Raw genomic sequence first — 18,782 nt, 5'->3', positions numbered from 1 at the left:
GACCCCGTCTTAGCAGAGGCCACAGTTAACCGCGTCAGGCCCGCTCTGTTGGTTCCGGGGAGCGAACCTCGCCCCTGTGGATGGAATCAGGCGAATTCGGCCAGGGCGGGGTTCAACTTGCCCGCCTTGAACTCGGTGACCTGATAGTCGGCCAGGCCGTGGACCTGGAACGGATCGGCCTTCAACAGGGCTTCCAGCTCTTCTTTCGTGCCGCCGCTGCGCACCACCAGAATGCCGCCCGTGCGCGGAACCATCGGCCCGGCGGCGATGATCAGGCCGCTTGCGACATGGACATCCAGCCATTCGCGATGCTCGACCGTCTTGGCCTCGATGGCTTCGATCGGCTGGGTGTAGGTGATGGTGACGATGAACATGGCGGCCTCGGGTGGGACAGGAGCGCCAGATATCATGCGGGACGGCTGGCTTTGCAACGGCTGAAACCTTGACTTTCCGGGGCGATGATGCGCCCTACGCCGCTTCGATTTCGGGCGCCGACGGCGTCGGATTCCACCGCCAAAGTCTCCAGACGGTCTGTTCCATGCACGCCTACCGCTCCCATACCTGCGGCGCCCTGCGCGCCTCCGACGCCGGTTCCGCCGTTCGCCTGTCCGGCTGGGTGCACAGGAAGCGCGATCACGGCGGCCTGCTGTTCATCGATCTGCGCGACCACTACGGCCTGACGCAACTGGTGCTGCACCCCGAAACGCCGGGCTTCGCCGCCGTCGAACGCCTGCGCGCCGAGAGTGTGATCAAGATCGATGGCGAGGTCGTGGCCCGCGACGCCTCGGTGGTGAACGCCAACCTGCCGACCGGCGAGGTCGAGGTGCGCGTGCAGGGCGTCGAGGTCCTGTCGGAAGCCGCCGAACTGCCGATGCCGGTCTTTGGCGATCAGGAGTATCCCGAGGATATCCGCCTGGCCAATCGCTTCCTGGATCTGCGTCGTGAGCGCCTGCATAAGAACATCGTCCTGCGCTCCAGGGTCATCTCCTCGATCCGCCAGCGCATGGTCGGCCAGGGTTTCCTGGAATACCAGACCCCGATCCTGACGGCCTCGTCGCCGGAAGGCGCGCGCGACTTCCTGGTGCCGTCGCGCCTGCATCCGGGCAAGTTCTATGCGCTGCCGCAGGCCCCGCAGCAGTTCAAGCAGCTGCTGATGGTCTCGGGCTTCGACCGTTATTTCCAGATCGCGCCCTGCTTCCGTGACGAAGACCTGCGCGCCGACCGTTCGCTGGAATTCTACCAGCTCGACGTCGAGATGAGCTTCGTGACGCAGGAAGACGTCTTCGCCGCTATCGAGCCGCTGATGCACGGCGTGTTCGAGGAGTTCGGCGAGGGCAAGCCGGTCTCGCCCATCGACGGCGCCCATGTCTTCACCAACGACTTCGGCGAGACGTTCGAGCACAAGGGCTTCGAGCGCCTGACCTACGCCCAGTCCATGGCCTGGTATGGTTCGGACAAGCCGGACCTGCGCAACCCGATCAAGATGCAGGTGGTGTCCGACCACTTCCGCGACGGCGGTTTCGGCCTGTTCGCCAAGATCCTGGGCGCGGACGAGAAGAACGCCGTCTGGGCCATCCCGGCGCCGACCGGCGGCTCGCGCGCCTTCTGCGACCGTATGAACTCGTGGGCGCAGGGCGAGGGGCAGCCGGGCCTGGGCTATATCTTCTGGTCCGAGGATCAGGGCGCCTGGGGCGGTCCCATCGCCAAAAACCTGGGTCAGGAGCCGACCGAGGCCCTGATGGTCTCGCTGGGCCTGGGCAAGGGTGACGCCGCCTTCTTCACCGCCGGCCTGCCGTCGGTCTTCGCCAAGTTCGCCGGCCTTGCCCGCACCCGCGTGGGCACTGAGTTGAAGTTGATCGACGAGAACCAGTTCAAATTCTGCTGGATCGTCGACTTCCCCATGTTCGAATGGTCGGAAGAAGAGAAGAAGGTCGACTTCAGCCACAACCCCTTCTCGATGCCGCAGGGCGGGCTGGAGGCCCTGGAGACCCAGGATCCGCTGACCATCCGCGCCTATCAGTATGATATCGTCTGCAACGGCTATGAGCTGTGCTCGGGCGCGATCCGGAACCACAAGGCCGAGATCATGCTGAAGGCCTTTTCCATCGCCGGCTATGACGCCTCGGTGGTCGAGGAGCAGTTCGGCGGCATGCTGAACGCCTTCCGCTACGGCGCGCCGCCGCACGGCGGCCTGGCCCCCGGCATCGACCGCATCGTCATGCTGCTGGCCGGCGAGACGGCCATCCGCGAGGTCATCGCCTTCCCGCTGAACCAGCAGGGCGAGGACCTGCTGATGAACGCCCCGACCGAGGCGGAAGAGCGTCAGTTGAAGGATGTGCACATCCGCACGGCCTTGCCGATCAAGGTCTGAATCGAGCACGCATCGCCGGATACGACAAAGGGGACGCCGCGAGGCGTCCTCTTTTTGCATTGGACTGCGCCGTTAGTTTCCGGCGTTGACGAAGTTGCGCACGCGCGGCGGCGCCGGAGGGGCGGGCGGCGAGCGGATGATGCGGATCGAGCTGCTGCGGCAGGCCTGGGGCGACAGGCGGGCGGGCAAGCGGGTCGAGCCGTCGCCGCAGGCCTCGCTGATCTGATCCTGGGTCAGGCCACGCGCACTGGACAGGTCCGCACCCCGGATGTCGGCGCGGCGAAGGGAGGCGTTGGAGAAGTCAGCGCGGGAGAAGCTGGCGCCGCTCAGCCGCGCGCCATCCAGGCTGGTGTTCGAGAAGTCCGCGTTCGAGAAGTCGCCGCCCGACAGGTTGGAGGCGTTGACCTCGGCGTTGGAGAAGTTGGCGCCGGCCGCACGGACATTGGTGATCGTCGCCCCGAACAGTTCGCTGTTCGAAAAGTTGGTCCCCGCCAGGGTCGCGCCGTTGAAGTTCACGCCGTGCATCTCGCCGCCCGACAGGTCGGCGCGGCTCAGGTTGGCGCGAACGAAGGACGACCCCTGCGCTTCGGCCCCGACCAGGCTGGCGCCGGTGAAGTTGGCGGAGGTGAAGTTGGCGCCGACAATCTCGACGCCCGACAGATTGGCGCGGCTGAAATCACTGCCGGTAAAGTTGGAGCCCATCATCTCGGCGCCGCGCAGATTGGCCCCGACCAGTGTGGCGTTCATGAAGCTGGCGCCGGTGAAGGTCGCGCCGGTCAGATTGCGGCCCGACAGTTCGCAGCGGTTGCACGATCCGCCCAGCGACACCGAACGGGCCACGTCGCGGTCCTGCATCGACATCTCGACCCCGGCGAAGGCGGGAGAGGCGACGAGCGCCGCGCCTAGGACCAGCAGGGCCAGGGAGGGTCGGAACCGGATATGTTCAGCGATCTGTTTCACGAGACCTGAATGCCCCGAAACCCCTGCTGCACCTACTTAAATCGAGGTAACTTCGTTAAATCCGCGCAAGGTCGGCGACCCTCAGCAGGCGGGAATGCGCAGGCCGCGAGGCAGGACGGTGGAGCCGTCGCCGCACGCCTGGTTCAACTCACCCTGGGTCAGGCCGGTGGCTCGCGTCAGCTGGGCGCCTGACAGATTGGTTCCCGACAAGGTCGCGCCCGAGAAGCTTGCGCCCTCCAGATAGGCGCCGACGAAGCTGGCGTTGGTCAGGTTGGCGCGCGAGAAGTTCGACCCGGAGAAGACGCCGCCATAGGCTTCCACGTCGCGCATGTCGGTGTTGGAAAACCGCGTGCGGTTCATGACGCTGAGGCTCAGGTCCGCTTGACGCAGGCGTGAGCCGGTCAGGTTCAGGCCCCGCGCCTCCAGCCCCGAGAAGTCGCCCTGGAACAGGTTGCATCCGGCGCAGGACGCGCCGCGCTTCACGCTGGCGATTTGGCCGGCGTTCTGGGCAAGCGCCGGCGCGGCGACGGCCAGCAGGGCGGCGATCAGGCCGATAGAGAGTGTGCGTTTCATGGACCGGGCTCCGACGTTCGATCGTCTTGCAGCAAACCCTAGGCCAAAACCCTTAACCTACCCCTGATCTCCGCCCTTCAGCGCCGGCGCGGCTCCGCAGGTGTCGCAGACCCAGGCGGTGCCGCGTTGCTGCAGGCTGAAGTCGCCGCAGGCGGGGCAGGCGACGGCTTCGCTATCAGCCACATGGCGCGGCTCGGGCTCGGCCTTCTTGCCGAAGGGCAGGACGACCAGATTGTCGGGCGCCGATCCGCGCGCGAACCCTTTGGAGATGAACCGGGCGGCGGGCACGGCCTCGTTGGCGTCGGGCTTGCCGTCTCCTAACCCATCCGCGTTCAGGTCGTCCGTCCCGGCGTTGGCCAGTTCGTCGCGGTCCAGATAGGAAACGCCCAGTTCGCGGAAGATGTAGTCCAGGATGGAGGTCGCGGATTTGATGGAGTCGTTGCCGGTGACGCGCCCGGCCGGCTCGAACCGGGTGAAGACGAAGGCGTCCACGAACTCGTCCAGCGGCACGCCGTATTGCAGGCCGATGGAGATGGCGATGGCGAAGTTGTTCATCAGGCTGCGGAAGGCGGCGCCTTCCTTGTGCATGTCGATGAAGATCTCGCCCAGTTCGCCGTCTTCGTATTCGCCGGTGTGGATATAGACCTTGTGGCCCCCGACGGCGGCCTTCTGGATATAGCCCTTGCGCCGATCGGGCAGTTTGCGGCGCGCGCGTTCCCGCTCGACCACGCGCTCGACGACCCGTTCGGTCGGGGCGGGGCGAGGGGCTTCGCGCACAGGCTCGGCCCGCGCCGCCTCGACGTTCGGCAGCGACAGCATCGGACCCGCCGGCGGGGCGGCGCGGGCCAGGCGGATGGCGCGACGGCCGTCCAGTGCGCCCTGGCTCAGCAGCCGCGCGGCCTGAGCTGCGGTGGTGCGCCAGTCCATCGGTTCGACCGCAACGTCGGCCAAATCGCTGAACGGCTCGATGGCGCGCCGCAGGTCGGCTGCGGCCGCCGCCGGATCGGCCAGCAGGGCGGCGACGGACGCCGGCGCCTCGGGCCAATCGCTCAGATCGCCATGACCGAAGACCCAGCGCGTCGCCGCCGTCTCGGCCTCTTCGGACACGCCCAGCAGGGTCAGCAACAGGCCGTCGCCGTCCTCGACGCCCAGCACATCGCGGATGAAGCCGGGATCCAGGACCGGCGCGGCGAAGACCGTGTCGAAATCCTCTGCCCAGGCCAGGGCGTTCTCGATGGCGGCCAGTTCGATGTCGGTGAAGCCCAGGGTGCGCAAGGACGCATGATCGATGCCCGGCGCCTCGACCAGGGTGCGCCGCCCGAACGACCACCGCTCCGCCGCCTCGACGTCGCCGCCCGCCGCCGAGATCGCCGCCGCCAGAGCGGGGTTGAGCCGACGACCGATCTCGCCGTCCGCCGTCTGGAACACATCGACCGCCGCGATCCGGCCCAGGCCCAGCCGCAGCCGCGCTTCTGCATCCTCGACGAACAGGCCGATGGCCGAGTGCCGCCGCGCCTTGGGCGCGACCGCCAGGGCTTTCGACGCGACTGCGGCGAGGGGATCAGCCAGCCCCTTCAGCGCATCGCACCGCGCGCCTTGAGTCTCGGCGGCGGCGCCCTTCAGGTCGTCCCAATCGGGGCAGAGACCGCGCACGCTCGCCAACTCGGCCGAGGTCTGCGCCGCCGTCGCCGCGACCAGTCCCGCAAACGCATGCGCCCGAGCCGTGCGGTCGTCGTCCGCCGCCAGGGCCTCCAGCAACCCGTCCAGCCCCAGGGCGATCACGCCCGGCGCCGCCGCCTGAAGGTCCAGAGCCACCGTCAACAGCCGCGTCAGCCCCGCCAGATTGGCCGCCGCGTCGCCGTCCAGCGACAGCACGGCGCCCAGGTTGATCACGCCCCGACCCGTCGTCGCCGTCGCGGTCTGCGCATCGCGCGGATCGAAGGCGACGATCAGCCCGCCGTCCAGCGCCGCTTCCGCCGCGAGCAGGGCCTCCGGCGCGCCGGCCGCGATCTGCGTCCGATCCGCCAGAGCGACCAGCGGTGCGCCTTCCACCAGCGGTTCCAGCGCCATCTCGGGCCGTTCGCCGTCGATGGCCCTCAGGATGTCGGCGTCGCTCGCCCCGCACCGTCGCGCCAGCGCCGCTGCCCGTCCCAGCGCGGGATTGCGCGAGGGATCGCCGCAGTCGCCGCGCGGCCCTTCGCACCGGTCCACCGCGTCGGCTACGCCCGCCAAAGCCTCGGCCAGGGCGTCGGCCGCCTGGGCGCCCAGGCGCGCGGCCGAGCGCCGTCCGTTGTGCGCCTGCAACTGCGCCGCCGCGCCGGGGTCGTTCAGATCGACGACGCCGACGGCTGCGGGACCAGACGACGCCGGCGCCGCCAGGCCCAGTTTGAAGGCGCCCGAAAGCTCGCCTACGAAGGCGGCGGCCTCGGCCCGGTCGAACACGCCCTCTGTCACGCCCGTCGCCGCCAGTCGCTCGGCCCAGGAGTCGACCCCGCCGTTCAGCCAGTCGCCGGACATCGGCGTCGTGAAACCCGCCGCCTCGACCCAGTCCAGCCAGGCCTCGATCTGAGCGTCGGACCAGCCGGCTGGCGCCAGCACCTGCTGCACTCTGGCGGGGCGCTCGACGGCGCGGGTCTCCATTGCGACTCGTTCGGCGCGAACGGCGAAGCCGGATTGAAAGCGCATGGCGGCGTCTCTCCGAAAGGTTCGGCCCAGCCTAGGCGGTCGCGCGTCCCTTCGCCAATACATCTGGTGTGCTCAGGCCATGTTGCCCACAAGATATCGATTCGGCCCGACCCTTCAGAACGCTGGACGAAGGGGGCGCGGGTTTCTATGATCCGCATCAGACGCCGCCTCCCTTTTCGGCGAACCCTTACGGTTGGATTCCACGACGTGTTGAGCAAGATTTTCGGCTGGTGGGAGGGCGCCACGATCGGCACCCGCTTCACCATCGCCAAGCGCGGTCGCTTCGTCGGCCAGGACGAGAACGGCAATCGCTATTTCGAGAGCCGCGACAACGTCAGCTACGACGGCCGCAAGCGTCGCTGGGTCATCTATGACGGCTATGCCGAGGCGTCCAAGGTCACGCCCGACTGGCACGGCTGGCTGCACTACACCTTCGACCTGCCGCCGACCGAGCAGCCGCTGCCGCGGCGCGTCTGGGAAAAGGATCATATGCCGAACATGACCGGCACACCCCTGGCCTGGCGTCCGCCCGGCTCGCTGGCCAACGAGGCCAAGCGTCCGGCCGCGACCGGCGACTATCAGGCCTGGACGCCCGAGTGAGAGCGCGCCGCATCCTGTTGGGCGCGGCGGCCGTCGTCGGTGTGCTGAGCGCGGGCGCGGTGACCGCCAGCGTGCTTCAGGACGCGCCGCGCGATGCACGCCCGGTCCAGGATCCGATCGGCGACATCCTGCGCACCACGCCGTCCGTGCCGACCGAGACCCCGCCTGCAGGCGCTCCGGCGCCGCGCTCGCCCGTCGCCGTGACGCCGCCCCCGACCGTCATCATCGCCGAGGACGCTGCGGTCGAGGAAAAGGCTGAACAGGAGGTCGCGGCCGAGAAGCCCGTCGCGACCAAGGCCATCGAACAGCCCGACACCCCGGCCCGTCGCCAGCGCCGCAAGTTCGCGGTCATCCAGGCCATCGACAAGGTCACGGCCGAGTCCATGAAGTTCGAGGTCGAGGTCGGCGGTCGGCCCGTCCGCTTCAACCGCAACCTGATCTTCGCCGCCCGCGCCTGCGAGGTGACGACCCCGGACGAGCTGACCGAGGACGCCATCGCCTATATCGACGTGTCCCTTCAGCCGCGCGGCCGGCAGGAGGGTCGCCAGTTGTTCCGCGGCTGGATGTTCGCCTCGTCTCCGTCCGTAAGCGGCATCCAGAACCCCTATTACGACGCCTGGGTCGTGGGCTGTAAGAACTGATCCCCAATACCGCGAGGAGGCCGGAAATGGATCGCAACAAACCGCTCAAGAAGAGCGAGACCGTCGAGATCCGACTGCCCCACGCGACCAAGACCGCCTTCATGGCCCGTTGCCGCGCCGAGGGCCGCACCGCCAGCGACGCCATCCGCCGCTTCATCGACGCCGAGCTGAACCAGACGTCGGCGCGCCGCTCGACAGGCCTGAACTGGCGTCAACTGCTCGCCGCCGCCGTCGCCGGACTGACCCTTGGCGCCGTCGCCGCGCCTTCGTTGGCCCAATCGGCGCCGCCCAGCCGCGCCGCCTTCGACCGCATGGACCGCAACCATAACGGCGTCGTCAGCTTCGACGAATATCGCGCGCGCTAGCGGATGCGGACCAGAAACCGGTCCCACTGAAGGTTCAGCCAGGTCCACGGCTTGAACAGGCCCGCGCCCGGCTTCCATGACGCCAGCACGATCTCCGCCCGACCCACGATGTTCTCGACGGGCAGCAGGCCGACCCCGACCTCGGGCGGCCAGCGGCTGTCCAGCGAGTTGTAGCGGTTGTCGCCCATCATCAGATACTGGCCTGGCGGCACGCGGCGCAGGGGCGTGTCGTCGCCCGGCAGGTCCGGCCCGCTGTCATAGGTCACATAGGTCCGTCCGTCGGCCAGGGTCTCGCGCACCTGCTGCACCCGGCGCTGGGGCGCGTCATGGTCGGCGACGACATCCAGCCGGGTCTGACGCACCGCGTCGCCGTTGACGAAGACCACGCCGCCGCGCACCTGAACCGTGTCGCCGGGCAGGCCCACGACCCGCTTGATCCAGGTCTGTTCCGGATCGCGCGGCAGGCGGAACACCACCACGTCCCCGCGCCGGGGCTCGCGCCCCATCACCCGCCCCGGCGCCATGGACGGGTTGAACGGCAGCGACGCCGTGCTCCAGCCATACGGATATTTCGACACGACGATATAGTCGCCGGTCACCAGCCCCGGCTCCATCGACGACGACGGAATGGTGAAGGGCTGAAACAGCAGGATGCGGAGCGTCGTCGCCAGGATCAGGGCGACGACCAGCGTCACGGCGATCTCTCGTCCCTCGCGAAGAAGGGATGAACGTGGCGGGGCTTTCGGTGGGGTCTGGGTCATGCCTCCATTGACCGTCAGGCCGGGCGAAGACGCCAATCCGAACCTGTCGGGACAGGCCTGAAATCGTGTCCGGACAGACTAAGCGCCGGCGAGGGCGACCGCCTCTGCGCCGGTCAGGGGCGCGCGCAACGCTCCCTGATCCGGCCTGACCGACAGGGCGGGCTGAAGCCGCTCCAGATAGGCCGCCTGCGGTGTCTCCACCGCGCCGAACTGGCTCAGATGCTGGGTCAGGAACTGTGCGTCCAACAGGGTCCAGCCGCCCTTGCGCAACCGCGCGACCAGATGCACCAGCGCCACCTTGGACGCATCCCGCTCGCGGCTGAACATGCTCTCGCCGAAGAAGGCGCCGCCAAGTGACACACCATACAGGCCGCCCACCAGCCGCTCGTCCCGCCAGCATTCGATGGAGTGGACGAACCCCATGGCGAACAGGGCCGCATACAGCCGCCGGATCGGTCCGTTGATCCAGGTGTCCTCGCGATCCGGCCCTTGCGCCGTCGCACAGCCGTCCAGCACCGCCTCGAACGCGGTGTCGACCCGCACCTCGAAAGGCTCGCCCCGCACGGTGCGACGCAGGCGCGAGGGAATGTGAAAGGCGTCCAGCGGCACGACGCCGCGCTGCTCCGGCTCTATGATGAAGACGCGCGGATCGTCGCGCGCCTCGGCCATCGGGAATACGCCGCGCGCATAACAGGCCAGCAGGTCTTCCGGCCCAAACCCGCCAAACGGGCCGCTGGCGCTGAAATCGGGCTCGGTCATAATCCTCCCCCATCGGGGTAGGGGGACCACGAAGCGGTGGAGGGGGCTGACCGCGAGCGCCGGTGTCTGGGGCAGGCCCCCTCCACCACCCTTCGGGCGGTTTTCCTCCCCCGATGGGGGAGGAGCTTCAGCTCTCGCCCTTTTGGCGCGCAGCCCACTTCTCCAGCCAGTGGATGTCGTAGTCACCGGACAGGATGTCGGGCTCCTGCAACAGCTTCTGGAACAGGGGGATGGTGGTGTCGACGCCGCCGATCACGATCTCGTTCAGCGACCGTTTCAGGCGCGCGATGGCCTCTTCGCGGTCGCGACCGTGGACGATCAGCTTGCCGATCAGGCTGTCGTAATAGGGCGGGATCGAATAGCCGGCGTAGATGGCGCTATCCAGACGCACGCCCAGACCGCCCGGCGCGTGGAAGTCGGTGATCTTGCCCGGCGAGGGGGTAAAGGTCTCGGGGTTCTCGGCGTTGATCCGCACCTCGATGGCGTGGCCTTTGAACTCGATGTCGTCCTGGGTGAACGACAGCGGCAGGCCGGCGGCGATCCGCACCTGTTCGCGCACCAGGTCGACGCCGGTGATCATTTCGGTGACCGGGTGTTCGACCTGCAGACGGGTGTTCATCTCGATGAAGAAGAACTCGCCGTCCTCCCACAGGAACTCGATGGTGCCGACGCCCAGATAGCCGATGGCGGCGATGGCCTTGTTGACCGTCTCGCCGATCTGTTTGCGACCCTCGGCCGACAGGGCGGGCGAGGGGGCCTCTTCCAGCACCTTCTGGTGACGACGTTGCAGCGAGCAGTCGCGCTCGCCCAGATGCACGACATTGCCGTGGCTGTCGGCGATGACCTGGATCTCGATGTGGCGAGGCTTCTGGAGATAGCGCTCCATATAGACGGCGCCGTTGCCGAAGGCGGCCTTGGCCTCCGACTGGGCGGTCTGAACCGCCTCGACCAAGTCGTCGGGCGTCAGGGCGACCTTCATGCCGCGTCCGCCGCCGCCCGCCGCCGCCTTGACGATCAGGGGGAAGCCGATGGACTTGGACGCCTCAATGGCGGCCTCGACGGTCTCGACCTCGCCCTTGGAGCCGGGAACGACGGGGATGCCGGCGTCCATGACGGTCTGTTTGGCGCTGATCTTGTCGCCCATGACCCGGATATGCTCGGGCTTCGGACCGATGAAGGTCATGCCGTGGGCCTCGACGATCTCGGCGAAACGAGCGTTCTCGGACAGGAAGCCATAGCCGGGGTGGATCGCCTGGGCGCCGGTGATTTCCGCCGCCGCGATGATCGACGGGATGTTCAGATACGACTTGGCGGCCGAGGCGGGGCCGATGCAGACGCTCTCGTCCGCCAGCCGCACCCACATGGCGCCGCGGTCGGCCTCGGAGTGCACGGCGACGGTGGAGATGCCCATCTCCTTGCACGCCCGATGGATGCGCAGCGCGATCTCGCCCCGGTTGGCGATCAGGACTTTCGTGAACACGGCTTAAGCTTCCAGCAGGACGAGGGGTTCGCCGAACTCGACCGGCTGGGCGTCGCCGACCAGGATTTCGGCCACGACGCCGTCGCGCGGGGCCTGGATCGGGTTCATGGTCTTCATCGCCTCGACGATCAGCAGGGTCTGGCCCTTCTTGACCTTGTCGCCCGGTTGGACAAAGGCCGGGGCCTCCGGCGAGGCCTGCAGATAGGCGGTGCCGACCATCGGCGACTTCACCTCTTCGCCCGCGCGAGCGACGATGGTCGCCGGATCCGACGGCATGGCGGCCGGCGCGGCGGCTGCGGGCGCTGCGACAGCGGCCGGGGCGGCGGCGTACTGCACCGGGGCGGCGTTGACGGTGATCTCGCGGGCGACCCGGATGCGCAGATCGCCGCGCTCGACTTCGACTTCCGTCAGGTCGGTCTCGTTCAGGATGTCGGCCAGCTGGCGAACCAGGGCGGCGTCGATTTCGGCGTGTTTCTTGTCATCGGCCATTGGAGTGCGCCTTGTCTTTCGTGGTCTTGAGTAAACGGGACGGGCCTCAGCCGCGTTCCCGAACCTTGGTGAGAGCCGCCTGGACGGCCAGTTCATAGCCCGCCGCGCCGAAGCCGGCGATGACGCCGGTCGCCGCGGAGGACACATAGGAGTGATGGCGAAACGCCTCGCGCGCCGCCGGATTGGACAGATGCAGTTCGATCACCGGGATCGACAACGTCTTCAGCGCATCGTGCAGCGCGACCGACGTATGCCCATAGGCGGCCGGATTGATGATCAGGGCGTCCACGCCTTCGCGCGCCTCCTGGATCCAGTCCACCAGCACGCCCTCGTGGTTGGTCTGGCGGAACACGACAGTCGCGCCCTCGGCCGCCTTGACGCACCGTTGTTCGATGTCCGCCAGGGTGTCGCGGCCATAGATGTCCGGCTCCCGAACCCCGAGCAGGTTCAGATTGGGGCCGTTCAGCACATGAATGACGGGTGTGTCGGCCATGGTTTCCGGAATCGGGCGCTGCTTCGCAGCACAAGAGGGGCCTTTTAGCCGACGCAGGGCCTGGGTCAAACGGTCCCCGCATCGAACCTTACCCTGGGTCACGCGCGATGGCGCGGATTTCGCAGCCAAAGCTCCATTCGTCCCCGGTCGGGACAGCCTGTAGGAGCGCAGACGATGCGCCAGGATGGCAAACTGATCCTTCGCACGGTCGTGGCCGCCTTTGCGGCCGTGGCTGTCGCCGTCGGCGCCTTCCTGTTCGAGGCCGGCTGAGCGCCCGGTCTGGCAAAGCCCATCTGGCGAACCCGGCCTTCAGCGTCTATCTCAGCCCCGACGCCGCCAGCGCCCGGAGACCAGAAGCGTGCATCAGATCCATCTCAACGGCGAACCCCGCCAGGTCCAGGCCGCCACCATCCTGGCCTTGGTCGAGGAACTGTCGCTGGACCCGCGCAAGGTCGCCGTCGAACGCAATCTGGAGATCGTGCCGAAGTCCCTGCACGCCGCCACCCCCGTCGCCCAGGGCGACCGCATCGAACTGGTCCAGTTCGTCGGCGGCGGCTGATCGCGATCAAATCCCGCTACGACGGCTTTCCCTGACGCCTTGGGGGGACTAGGTCAGCCCCATGACCGATACAGCCTCCGAAACCTGGTCCGTCGCCGGCCGCACCTTCAACTCGCGCCTGATCGTGGGCACCGGCAAATACGCCGACTACGCCCAGAACGCCGCCGCCGCCGAGGCGGCGGGCGCCGAGATCGTCACCGTCGCCGTGCGCCGGGTGAACCTGACCGATCCGAACCAGCCGATGCTGGTGGACTATGTAAAGCCGGATCGCTTTACCTTCCTGCCCAACACCGCCGGCTGTTTCACCGGCGAGGATGCGGTTCGCACCCTGCGCCTGGCGCGCGAGGCCGGCGGCTGGAGCCTGGTGAAGCTGGAGGTGCTGTCCAACACCGCCCACCTCTATCCCGACATGATCGAGACGCTGCGGGCGCTGGACCTGCTGATCAAGGACGGGTTCGACGTCATGGTCTATTGCACCGACGACGTCGTCATGGCCAAGCGGCTGGAGGACGCCGGCGCCGCCGCCATCATGCCCGCCGCCGCCCCCATCGGTTCGGGCCTGGGCATCCAGAACCCCATCAACGTCCGCCTGATCGTCGAACAGGCCAAGGTGCCGGTGCTGGTCGATGCGGGCGTCGGCACGGCCTCGGACGCGACCCTGGCGATGGAACTGGGCTGCGACGCCGTCCTGATGAACACAGCCATCGCCGGCGCCAAGGACCCCATCCGCATGGCCCGCGCCATGAAACACGCCGTCATCGCCGGCCGCGACGCCTATCTGGCCGGGCGTATGCCGAAGCGGATGTACGCGGACCCCTCGTCGCCGCTGGCGGGGCTGATCTGACAACACTTCTCCTCCCCACCTGTGGGGAGGGGGACCGCGCGTAGCGTGGTGGAGGGGCTCTTGAAGCCCCACAGGCGCCTCTCCCTCCCCTTCATGGGGAGGGACGATCGCGCAGCGATCCGGGTGGGGCCGTAAGAGCGGGCGAACCGCTTCACACGTCCCCACCCCGGCTACGCTCTGCTTCGCCGCCCCTCCCCATGAAGGGGAGGGAGAAATGCGCGCCAGCCATCACAATGACGCTGGTTCATTCCTAGCGAATCCAACCGCTTGCCGATTTATGTCCCTCTTTTCCCATCCCCCCTTGGAAACGCGCTTATTCTACACCCGTCCCGTCGCATGGAGGGCTCGCTTGGCCTGCGACCTTGCGGCGGCGGGAGCGGATGGAACGGGAGCGGGTCTGAAACGGCTCGCGCCGGCGGCGACAAGCCGTCGGAGGGTCGAGGGGGATACTCGGCCGCACTCGGGACAGCCCTCGCAGGGGCTGCCGACCCGTCGCAGGCTTATGGGGTTAGGCGATAAGACCGCCACCGCTCGACGCCCCGAGCTTGCAGGCCAACCACCCGCGCGGAGCGTCAACCCTTCGTCGAAACGGTAACACCAAAACCAAACTCCGGGCGAAGGCCCGGCGCTCCGCCCAGCCCTCCACCAACTTCGCAGCGAAAGCGCGGAGACGATCACCCCTGTCCGGAGACCCGCATGGCCCGCCCCAAACCACGTCGTCCCAAACCCGGTCGCGGCCTCCCGCCGCCCTACAAACAGACGCCCGAGGAAGAGGCGGAGGACGACCGCATCCGCGCGGAGCTGTTGGTCGAATACGAACGCCTGGACGCCATCATGATCATCAAACAAGCCGAGGCCGACGAGCGCGCGCGCATCAAGGCGTTGAAACGTCAGGTCGAGGCGCTGGCCGCCGAACCGGTCCATCAACCCGATGTCCAGCCGCCTCGACCTATCGTCTCGGTCGCCGCGTCGCCAAGCATCAGAGACCTGTGGCTCTAATCGTCCAGCAGGGCCTGCAGCAGCGGATGGGCCAGCACCGGCGCGGCGAGACGCACCACCGCCTGGGGGTCTTCCAGCCGCACGGCGGCCGTGGCGTCGGCGACGATGAAGTCGGCGTGGGTGCGCGAAGGTTCGGTCAGGCGCTCGTGGCCCGGACGCACGGTGGCCAGATATTGCGCCACGACCGAATCCGCCGACCGGCCCCGCTCGGTTTGGTCGCGCAACAGGCGGCGGATGAAGCGGATGTCGGACGGGGTGTCCACGAACACCCGGATGTCGAACAGGGCGGTCAGGTCGGGGGTGCAGAGCACGTGGGTGCCCTCGACGATCACCACCTCGGCCGCCGCGATCGGTTCGCCGCCCGGCTCGCGCCCGTGATGGATGAAGGAATAGACCGGCGCCGTCACCGCGCGCCCGGCCTTCAGTTCCTTCAGGTCCGCGATCATCAGGTCGTGATCGCGCGCCGCCACATCGTCGAAGTCGAAGGTCGCCGCGTCGAAGCCGGGCAGGGAGGCGGCGTCGCGGTAATAGCTGTCCTCGCGCACCAGCACAGCCGACCCTTCCGGCAAGGCCGAGACCAGCGCCTCCGCCAGTGTGCTCTTGCCGGAGCCGGAGCCCCCCGTGATCGCGATCAATATGGTCATGGCGCGCCTTCTAGAGCCTGATCCGCTTGAGTTGAAGCGCTTCGCGCTTCGACGTAGCGGTGAATCAGGCTCCAAATTCAAGAGAGACCTTGATTCACGGCTTCAGCGGAATTGCGAAGCAATTCCTCCTCAGCCGATCAAGGTCTGACCGCCGATCCGGCCGACGCCACGGGGGACGATCCGCCGCGCCCCGGCTGACGCTACGTCACGTTGCTTATCGCCGATCACCGATGTTAGCGTCGGCTCAAGCGTCGCATCCAAGCAGACGCATCAAGGGACAAGGAAACGACATGCTGGGCTTGATGCAGGACTGGCCGCTGACGGTCGACAAGATCATCGACCACGCCAAACACTGGCACGGCGACCGCGAGGTCGTGACCCGTTCGGTCGAGGGCCCCATCGTCCGCACGACCTACGCCCAGATCCACGAGCGGGCCAAACGCGTGTCCAGCGCGCTGAAGGCCTGGGGGATCCAGCCGGGCGACCGCGTCGCCACCCTGGCCTGGAACACCGCCAACCACATCGAGGCCTGGTACGGCATCATGGGCATCGGCGGGGTGTGCCATACCCTGAACCCGCGCCTGTTCCCCGAACAGCTCGTCTACATCATCAATCACGCCGAAGACCGGATCATCTTCGTCGACCTGACCTTCGTGCCGCTGCTGGAAGCCATCCTGCCGCACATCCCCAAGGTCGAGCGCGTCGTCATCATGACCGACGCCGCCCATATGCCGCAGACCAAACTGCCCAGGGCCGAGGCCTACGAGGACGCCATCGCCGGTCAATCGATCGATGTCGTCTGGGGCGATTTCGAGGAAAACACCGCCTGCGGCCTCTGCTACACCTCGGGCACGACGGGCCATCCCAAGGGGGTGCTGTATTCGCACCGCTCCAACTTCCTGCACACCTTCATGGGGCTTCAGGCCACAGTCATGGGCGCCACGCCCAAGGAGGTGATCCTGCCGGTCGTGCCGATGTTCCACGCCAACGCCTGGGGCATCGCCTTCGCCGGCCCGGCCGCGGGGACCAAGCTGGTCATGCCGGGCGCCAAGATGGACGGCCAGTCGATCTATGAGCTGATCGAACAGGAAGGCGTCACCTTCTCGGCCGCCGTGCCCACGGTCTGGCAGGGGCTGTTCGCCCATATGAAGCAGAACGGCCTGGGCTTTACGACCCTGAAGCGCGTGCTGATCGGCGGCTCGGCCTGTCCCGAAAGCCTGATCCGTGGCTTCCAGGACGATTTCGGCGTCGAGGTCACCCATGCCTGGGGCATGACCGAAACCTCGCCCATCGGCACCATCGCCAACCTGCCGCCCGAAATCCTGCGTCTGCCTTACGACGAGCAGATGAAATACCGCTTGAAACAGGGCACGCCGCCGCTGGGCATCGAACTGAAGCTGAAGGATGAAGCCGGGGCCGAACTGCCGCACGACGGCGCCACCTTCGGCCGCCTGATGGTCAAGGGGCCTACGATCAGCAACGGCTATTTCAAGGAAGAGGGCTCGATCCTGGACGACGAAGGCTTCTTCGACACCGGCGACGTGGCGACGGTGGACGAGATGGGCTTCATGCAGATCACCGACCGCGCCAAGGACGTGATCAAGTCGGGCGGCGAGTGGATCAGCTCCATCGAGATCGAAAACATCGCCGTCGGCCATCCCAAGGTCGAGATCGCCGCCGTCATCGGCGCCGCCCATGCCAAATGGGACGAACGGCCGGTTCTGATCCTCAAGCTCAAGCCCGATCAGGCTCTGGACAAGCAGGAGCATCTCGACTTCCTGTCCGGCAAGATCGCCAAATGGTGGATGCCCGACGACGTGGTCGCCGTGGACGACATCCCGCTGGGCGCGACGGGCAAGATCGACAAGAAGCTTCTGCGTGAGCGGATGAAGGACTACCGTCTGCCGACCGCAGCCTGAACCGAACCGGAGCCTGAATGCCGATCAGAAAGCCTGTCCCCGTCGTCCTGCCGTGGCTGACGGCGCTCGCGGCGGCGCCGGCGGTGTTGATCGTGGCGGCGATTGCGGCGACGCGATTCGGCGGCGTCGATCTGTCGGTCAGCTACGACCTTCTGACATGGACGGTGGCGCGCATCCTGGCCTGGATCGGTCTGGCCGGCGCGCTGGCGGCGGTGGTGCTGGCGTTGCGCGATCTGAAGGGCAGGGGGCTCTATGCGCTGGCGGCCCTGGTCCTGGCCGGCGCGACAGCGGGCGGCTTCGTCTGGCGTCAGGGGCAGGATGCCGCGCCGAACCCACGTGACGTGACGACCAATGTCGACGAACCGCCGGCCTTCTCCCGCGTCGCCGCCCTGCATGCCGGATCGACGCCCCAGACCTGTCCCGACCTGAGCGCCGTCCCGACCCAGGTCCTGGCCCAGCAGGCGACCTCGGCCCTGGTGGACGCCGGCTTCGTCGTCACCCGCGCCACCACCTTCCAGGTCGAGGCCGTGCACGAAGGCGCCTGGTTCGGCTTCGTCACCGACGCCGTCGTGCGTATCCGCCCAGGCCGCACCGACATTCGCGTCGCCGCTCGCGACACCCGCCCCGACGGCGGCGCGACCTGCCGGCTGGCGACCAAGATCGCCCGGAACCTGGAGGCCGAACGCTAGACCAGACGAAAACGAGCCGTCAGGCCCGGCTCGACATCGCTTAGGGCCGTCCCGTCCTCGACCAGCTTGATCAGATGGGCCAGCACCGACAGCGACGCCGCCGGCCACAGGCGCTGATCGACGGCGGCGTACAGAACCGGCGCCATCTCGGCGACCGTCCTATCCCCCGCCGCCAGCCTCTGGACGATCTGCGCTTCCCGCTCCAGCCGGTGGGCGCGATACGCCTCCAGAAACGGCCGCACCTGCGTCACCGGCGCCCCGTGCGTCGGCCACAGCATGTCGAAGTCCCGCGCCATGACCGCATCCAGACTGGCCATATACTGACGCATATTCCCATCGGGCGGCGCCACGACGGTCGTCGACCAGCCCATCACATGATCGCCGCAGAACAGCGCGTTTTCTTCACATAGGGCGAAGGCCATGTGGTTCGACGCATGGCCCGGCGTGAACATCGCCTCGATCGTCCAGCCATCACCTTCGATCGCTTCGCCTCCCGTCAGCACCACATCGGGCGCAAACTCTGCATCGTCATCTTCGTCCAGCGCACCCGACGCATGCGTCTCCCGCACCGGAGGCCGGGCCGCCAGAACCCGCGCCCCCGTCGCCTCAGCGAACGGCCTCGCCAGCGGCGCATGATCCCGATGCGTATGCGTCACCAGCACATGGCTGACCCGCCGCCCCTCGACCGCTTTCAGCAATGCCGCCAGATGCGCCTGATCCAGCGGCCCCGGATCGATCACCGCCACCTCGGCCCCCGCGTCAGGCCGCCCGACGACATAGGTCCCCGTCCCGGTGAAGGTGAACGGCCCCGGATTGTCGGCGATCACACGCTGGATCAAAGGCAAGACTTGATCGCGCCGCCCATAGGCGAAGTCGAACGCCCGAACGAAAGGGATCATCGCCACGGCCCCATCTGGCGCAGAGCTTGCGTTAACGCCTCGGTAATCATGC

At 67.7% G+C, this 18,782-nt stretch carries 20 protein-coding genes; 9 read left to right on the top strand and 11 right to left on the bottom strand.

Going from position 1 to position 18,782, the window contains the following annotated elements:
* Window positions 1-86: 86 nt before the first annotated feature.
* Window positions 87-374, bottom strand: coding sequence for a YciI family protein (locus tag AC3ISA_RS16850; protein WP_489178782.1), 288 nt, complete (start codon window positions 372-374; stop codon window positions 87-89).
* Window positions 375-538: 164 nt separating this feature from the next.
* Between AC3ISA_RS16850 and aspS the strand changes: the two genes are divergently transcribed.
* The gene (aspS, locus tag AC3ISA_RS16845) at window positions 539-2,371 is read left to right on the top strand and encodes an aspartate--tRNA ligase (protein ID WP_489178781.1); all 1,833 of its coding nucleotides are present in this window, start codon (window positions 539-541) and stop codon (window positions 2,369-2,371) included.
* Window positions 2,372-2,443: 72 nt separating this feature from the next.
* Here aspS and AC3ISA_RS16840 read toward each other — a convergent pair whose 3' ends face one another.
* The 3 genes from AC3ISA_RS16840 to AC3ISA_RS16830 all read right to left on the bottom strand — a co-directional run bounded on the left by AC3ISA_RS16840 (window position 2,444) and on the right by AC3ISA_RS16830 (window position 6,589).
* Window positions 2,444-3,331, bottom strand: coding sequence for a pentapeptide repeat-containing protein (locus AC3ISA_RS16840; protein ID WP_489178780.1), 888 nt, complete (start codon window positions 3,329-3,331; stop codon window positions 2,444-2,446).
* A gap of 81 nt (window positions 3,332-3,412) precedes the next feature.
* On the bottom strand, window positions 3,413-3,904 hold the full coding sequence (locus tag AC3ISA_RS16835) for a pentapeptide repeat-containing protein (RefSeq protein WP_489178779.1): 492 nt from the start codon (window positions 3,902-3,904) through the stop codon (window positions 3,413-3,415).
* Between the two features lie 57 nt (window positions 3,905-3,961).
* Window positions 3,962-6,589: a TSCPD domain-containing protein gene (locus AC3ISA_RS16830; protein ID WP_489178778.1), complete on the bottom strand. Its 2,628-nt coding sequence runs from the start codon at window positions 6,587-6,589 to the stop codon at window positions 3,962-3,964.
* A 207-nt stretch (window positions 6,590-6,796) separates the two neighbouring features.
* Between AC3ISA_RS16830 and AC3ISA_RS16825 the strand changes: the two genes are divergently transcribed.
* Genes AC3ISA_RS16825 through AC3ISA_RS16815 form a run of 3 tightly spaced genes read left to right on the top strand, consistent with a single transcriptional unit; the run spans window position 6,797 to window position 8,195 of the window.
* Complete coding sequence (locus AC3ISA_RS16825; protein ID WP_428154832.1) at window positions 6,797-7,189, top strand: NADH:ubiquinone oxidoreductase subunit NDUFA12; 393 nt, start codon at window positions 6,797-6,799, stop codon at window positions 7,187-7,189.
* Window positions 7,186-7,830 (top strand): DUF2155 domain-containing protein, encoded by a 645-nt coding sequence (locus AC3ISA_RS16820; protein ID WP_489178777.1) that lies wholly within the window; start codon window positions 7,186-7,188, stop codon window positions 7,828-7,830. Before AC3ISA_RS16825 ends, AC3ISA_RS16820 begins: the two co-directional genes overlap by 4 nt.
* A gap of 26 nt (window positions 7,831-7,856) precedes the next feature.
* Window positions 7,857-8,195, top strand: coding sequence for a hypothetical protein (locus tag AC3ISA_RS16815; RefSeq protein ID WP_489178776.1), 339 nt, complete (start codon window positions 7,857-7,859; stop codon window positions 8,193-8,195).
* On the opposite strand, the gene lepB is transcribed toward AC3ISA_RS16815, so the two are convergent.
* The 5 genes from lepB to aroQ form a co-directional block, all read right to left on the bottom strand.
* The gene (lepB, locus tag AC3ISA_RS16810) at window positions 8,192-8,956 is read right to left on the bottom strand and encodes a signal peptidase I (RefSeq protein WP_489178775.1); all 765 of its coding nucleotides are present in this window, start codon (window positions 8,954-8,956) and stop codon (window positions 8,192-8,194) included. The two genes, AC3ISA_RS16815 and lepB, sit on opposite strands and share 4 nt — an antisense overlap.
* Window positions 8,957-9,034: 78 nt before the next feature.
* Window positions 9,035-9,715, bottom strand: a complete 681-nt coding sequence (aat, locus tag AC3ISA_RS16805) for a leucyl/phenylalanyl-tRNA--protein transferase (RefSeq protein ID WP_489178774.1) — start codon at window positions 9,713-9,715, stop codon at window positions 9,035-9,037.
* A 127-nt stretch (window positions 9,716-9,842) separates the two neighbouring features.
* Complete coding sequence (gene accC / locus AC3ISA_RS16800; RefSeq protein WP_489178773.1) at window positions 9,843-11,195, bottom strand: acetyl-CoA carboxylase biotin carboxylase subunit; 1,353 nt, start codon at window positions 11,193-11,195, stop codon at window positions 9,843-9,845.
* 3 nt (window positions 11,196-11,198) lie between these two features.
* Window positions 11,199-11,684, bottom strand: a complete 486-nt coding sequence (gene accB, locus AC3ISA_RS16795) for an acetyl-CoA carboxylase biotin carboxyl carrier protein (RefSeq protein ID WP_489178772.1) — start codon at window positions 11,682-11,684, stop codon at window positions 11,199-11,201.
* A gap of 46 nt (window positions 11,685-11,730) precedes the next feature.
* Window positions 11,731-12,177 (bottom strand): type II 3-dehydroquinate dehydratase, encoded by a 447-nt coding sequence (gene aroQ, locus AC3ISA_RS16790; protein WP_489178771.1) that lies wholly within the window; start codon window positions 12,175-12,177, stop codon window positions 11,731-11,733.
* A gap of 358 nt (window positions 12,178-12,535) precedes the next feature.
* On the opposite strand from aroQ, the gene thiS reads away from it, so the two are divergent.
* The 3 genes from thiS (at window position 12,536) to AC3ISA_RS16775 (ending at window position 14,579) form a co-directional block, all read left to right on the top strand.
* On the top strand, window positions 12,536-12,736 hold the full coding sequence (gene thiS, locus AC3ISA_RS16785; RefSeq protein WP_135193027.1) for a sulfur carrier protein ThiS: 201 nt from the start codon (window positions 12,536-12,538) through the stop codon (window positions 12,734-12,736).
* 61 nt (window positions 12,737-12,797) lie between these two features.
* Window positions 12,798-13,580 (top strand): thiazole synthase, encoded by a 783-nt coding sequence (locus AC3ISA_RS16780; RefSeq protein ID WP_135193026.1) that lies wholly within the window; start codon window positions 12,798-12,800, stop codon window positions 13,578-13,580.
* A gap of 696 nt (window positions 13,581-14,276) precedes the next feature.
* The gene (locus AC3ISA_RS16775) at window positions 14,277-14,579 is read left to right on the top strand and encodes a hypothetical protein (RefSeq protein WP_372692091.1); all 303 of its coding nucleotides are present in this window, start codon (window positions 14,277-14,279) and stop codon (window positions 14,577-14,579) included.
* On the opposite strand, the gene udk is transcribed toward AC3ISA_RS16775, so the two are convergent.
* Window positions 14,576-15,223 carry a uridine kinase gene (gene udk / locus AC3ISA_RS16770; protein WP_489178769.1) on the bottom strand — a complete coding sequence of 216 codons (648 nt, stop codon included), beginning with the start codon at window positions 15,221-15,223 and terminating at the stop codon, window positions 14,576-14,578. The genes AC3ISA_RS16775 and udk overlap by 4 nt on opposite strands.
* A gap of 290 nt (window positions 15,224-15,513) precedes the next feature.
* On the opposite strand from udk, the gene AC3ISA_RS16765 reads away from it, so the two are divergent.
* Both AC3ISA_RS16765 and AC3ISA_RS16760 read left to right on the top strand, forming a co-directional pair.
* Window positions 15,514-17,142 carry a long-chain-fatty-acid--CoA ligase gene (locus AC3ISA_RS16765; RefSeq protein ID WP_489178768.1) on the top strand — a complete coding sequence of 543 codons (1,629 nt, stop codon included), beginning with the start codon at window positions 15,514-15,516 and terminating at the stop codon, window positions 17,140-17,142.
* 17 nt (window positions 17,143-17,159) lie between these two features.
* On the top strand, window positions 17,160-17,831 hold the full coding sequence (locus AC3ISA_RS16760; RefSeq protein ID WP_489178767.1) for a DUF1499 domain-containing protein: 672 nt from the start codon (window positions 17,160-17,162) through the stop codon (window positions 17,829-17,831).
* Here AC3ISA_RS16760 and AC3ISA_RS16755 read toward each other — a convergent pair.
* Window positions 17,828-18,730: an MBL fold metallo-hydrolase gene (locus AC3ISA_RS16755; RefSeq protein WP_489180131.1), complete on the bottom strand. Its 903-nt coding sequence runs from the start codon at window positions 18,728-18,730 to the stop codon at window positions 17,828-17,830. The two genes, AC3ISA_RS16760 and AC3ISA_RS16755, sit on opposite strands and share 4 nt — an antisense overlap.
* Window positions 18,731-18,782: the final 52 nt, after the last annotated feature.

This window comes from Brevundimonas sp. KH_058, assembly GCF_057838505.1.
Note: the sequence above shows the minus strand (reverse complement) of the source record. Positions and strands in the feature narration are given on the sequence as shown.

Excerpts from the sequence above, each read along its gene's own strand:
- AC3ISA_RS16850 (WP_489178782.1), bottom strand. The coding sequence starts at position 374 with ATGTTCATCGTCACCATCACCTACACCCAGCCGATCGAAGCCATCGAG.
- aspS (WP_489178781.1), top strand. The coding sequence starts at position 539 with ATGCACGCCTACCGCTCCCATACCTGCGGCGCCCTGCGCGCCTCCGAC.
- AC3ISA_RS16835 (WP_489178779.1), bottom strand. The coding sequence starts at position 3,904 with ATGAAACGCACACTCTCTATCGGCCTGATCGCCGCCCTGCTGGCCGTC.
- AC3ISA_RS16830 (WP_489178778.1), bottom strand. The coding sequence starts at position 6,589 with ATGCGCTTTCAATCCGGCTTCGCCGTTCGCGCCGAACGAGTCGCAATG.
- AC3ISA_RS16815 (WP_489178776.1), top strand. The coding sequence starts at position 7,857 with ATGGATCGCAACAAACCGCTCAAGAAGAGCGAGACCGTCGAGATCCGA.
- lepB (WP_489178775.1), bottom strand. The coding sequence starts at position 8,956 with ATGACCCAGACCCCACCGAAAGCCCCGCCACGTTCATCCCTTCTTCGC.
- aat (WP_489178774.1), bottom strand. The coding sequence starts at position 9,715 with ATGACCGAGCCCGATTTCAGCGCCAGCGGCCCGTTTGGCGGGTTTGGG.
- accB (WP_489178772.1), bottom strand. The coding sequence starts at position 11,684 with ATGGCCGATGACAAGAAACACGCCGAAATCGACGCCGCCCTGGTTCGC.
- aroQ (WP_489178771.1), bottom strand. The coding sequence starts at position 12,177 with ATGGCCGACACACCCGTCATTCATGTGCTGAACGGCCCCAATCTGAAC.
- AC3ISA_RS16780 (WP_135193026.1), top strand. The coding sequence starts at position 12,798 with ATGACCGATACAGCCTCCGAAACCTGGTCCGTCGCCGGCCGCACCTTC.
- AC3ISA_RS16775 (WP_372692091.1), top strand. The coding sequence starts at position 14,277 with ATGGCCCGCCCCAAACCACGTCGTCCCAAACCCGGTCGCGGCCTCCCG.
- udk (WP_489178769.1), bottom strand. The coding sequence starts at position 15,223 with ATGACCATATTGATCGCGATCACGGGGGGCTCCGGCTCCGGCAAGAGC.
- AC3ISA_RS16765 (WP_489178768.1), top strand. The coding sequence starts at position 15,514 with ATGCTGGGCTTGATGCAGGACTGGCCGCTGACGGTCGACAAGATCATC.
- AC3ISA_RS16760 (WP_489178767.1), top strand. The coding sequence starts at position 17,160 with ATGCCGATCAGAAAGCCTGTCCCCGTCGTCCTGCCGTGGCTGACGGCG.
- AC3ISA_RS16755 (WP_489180131.1), bottom strand. The coding sequence starts at position 18,730 with ATGATCCCTTTCGTTCGGGCGTTCGACTTCGCCTATGGGCGGCGCGAT.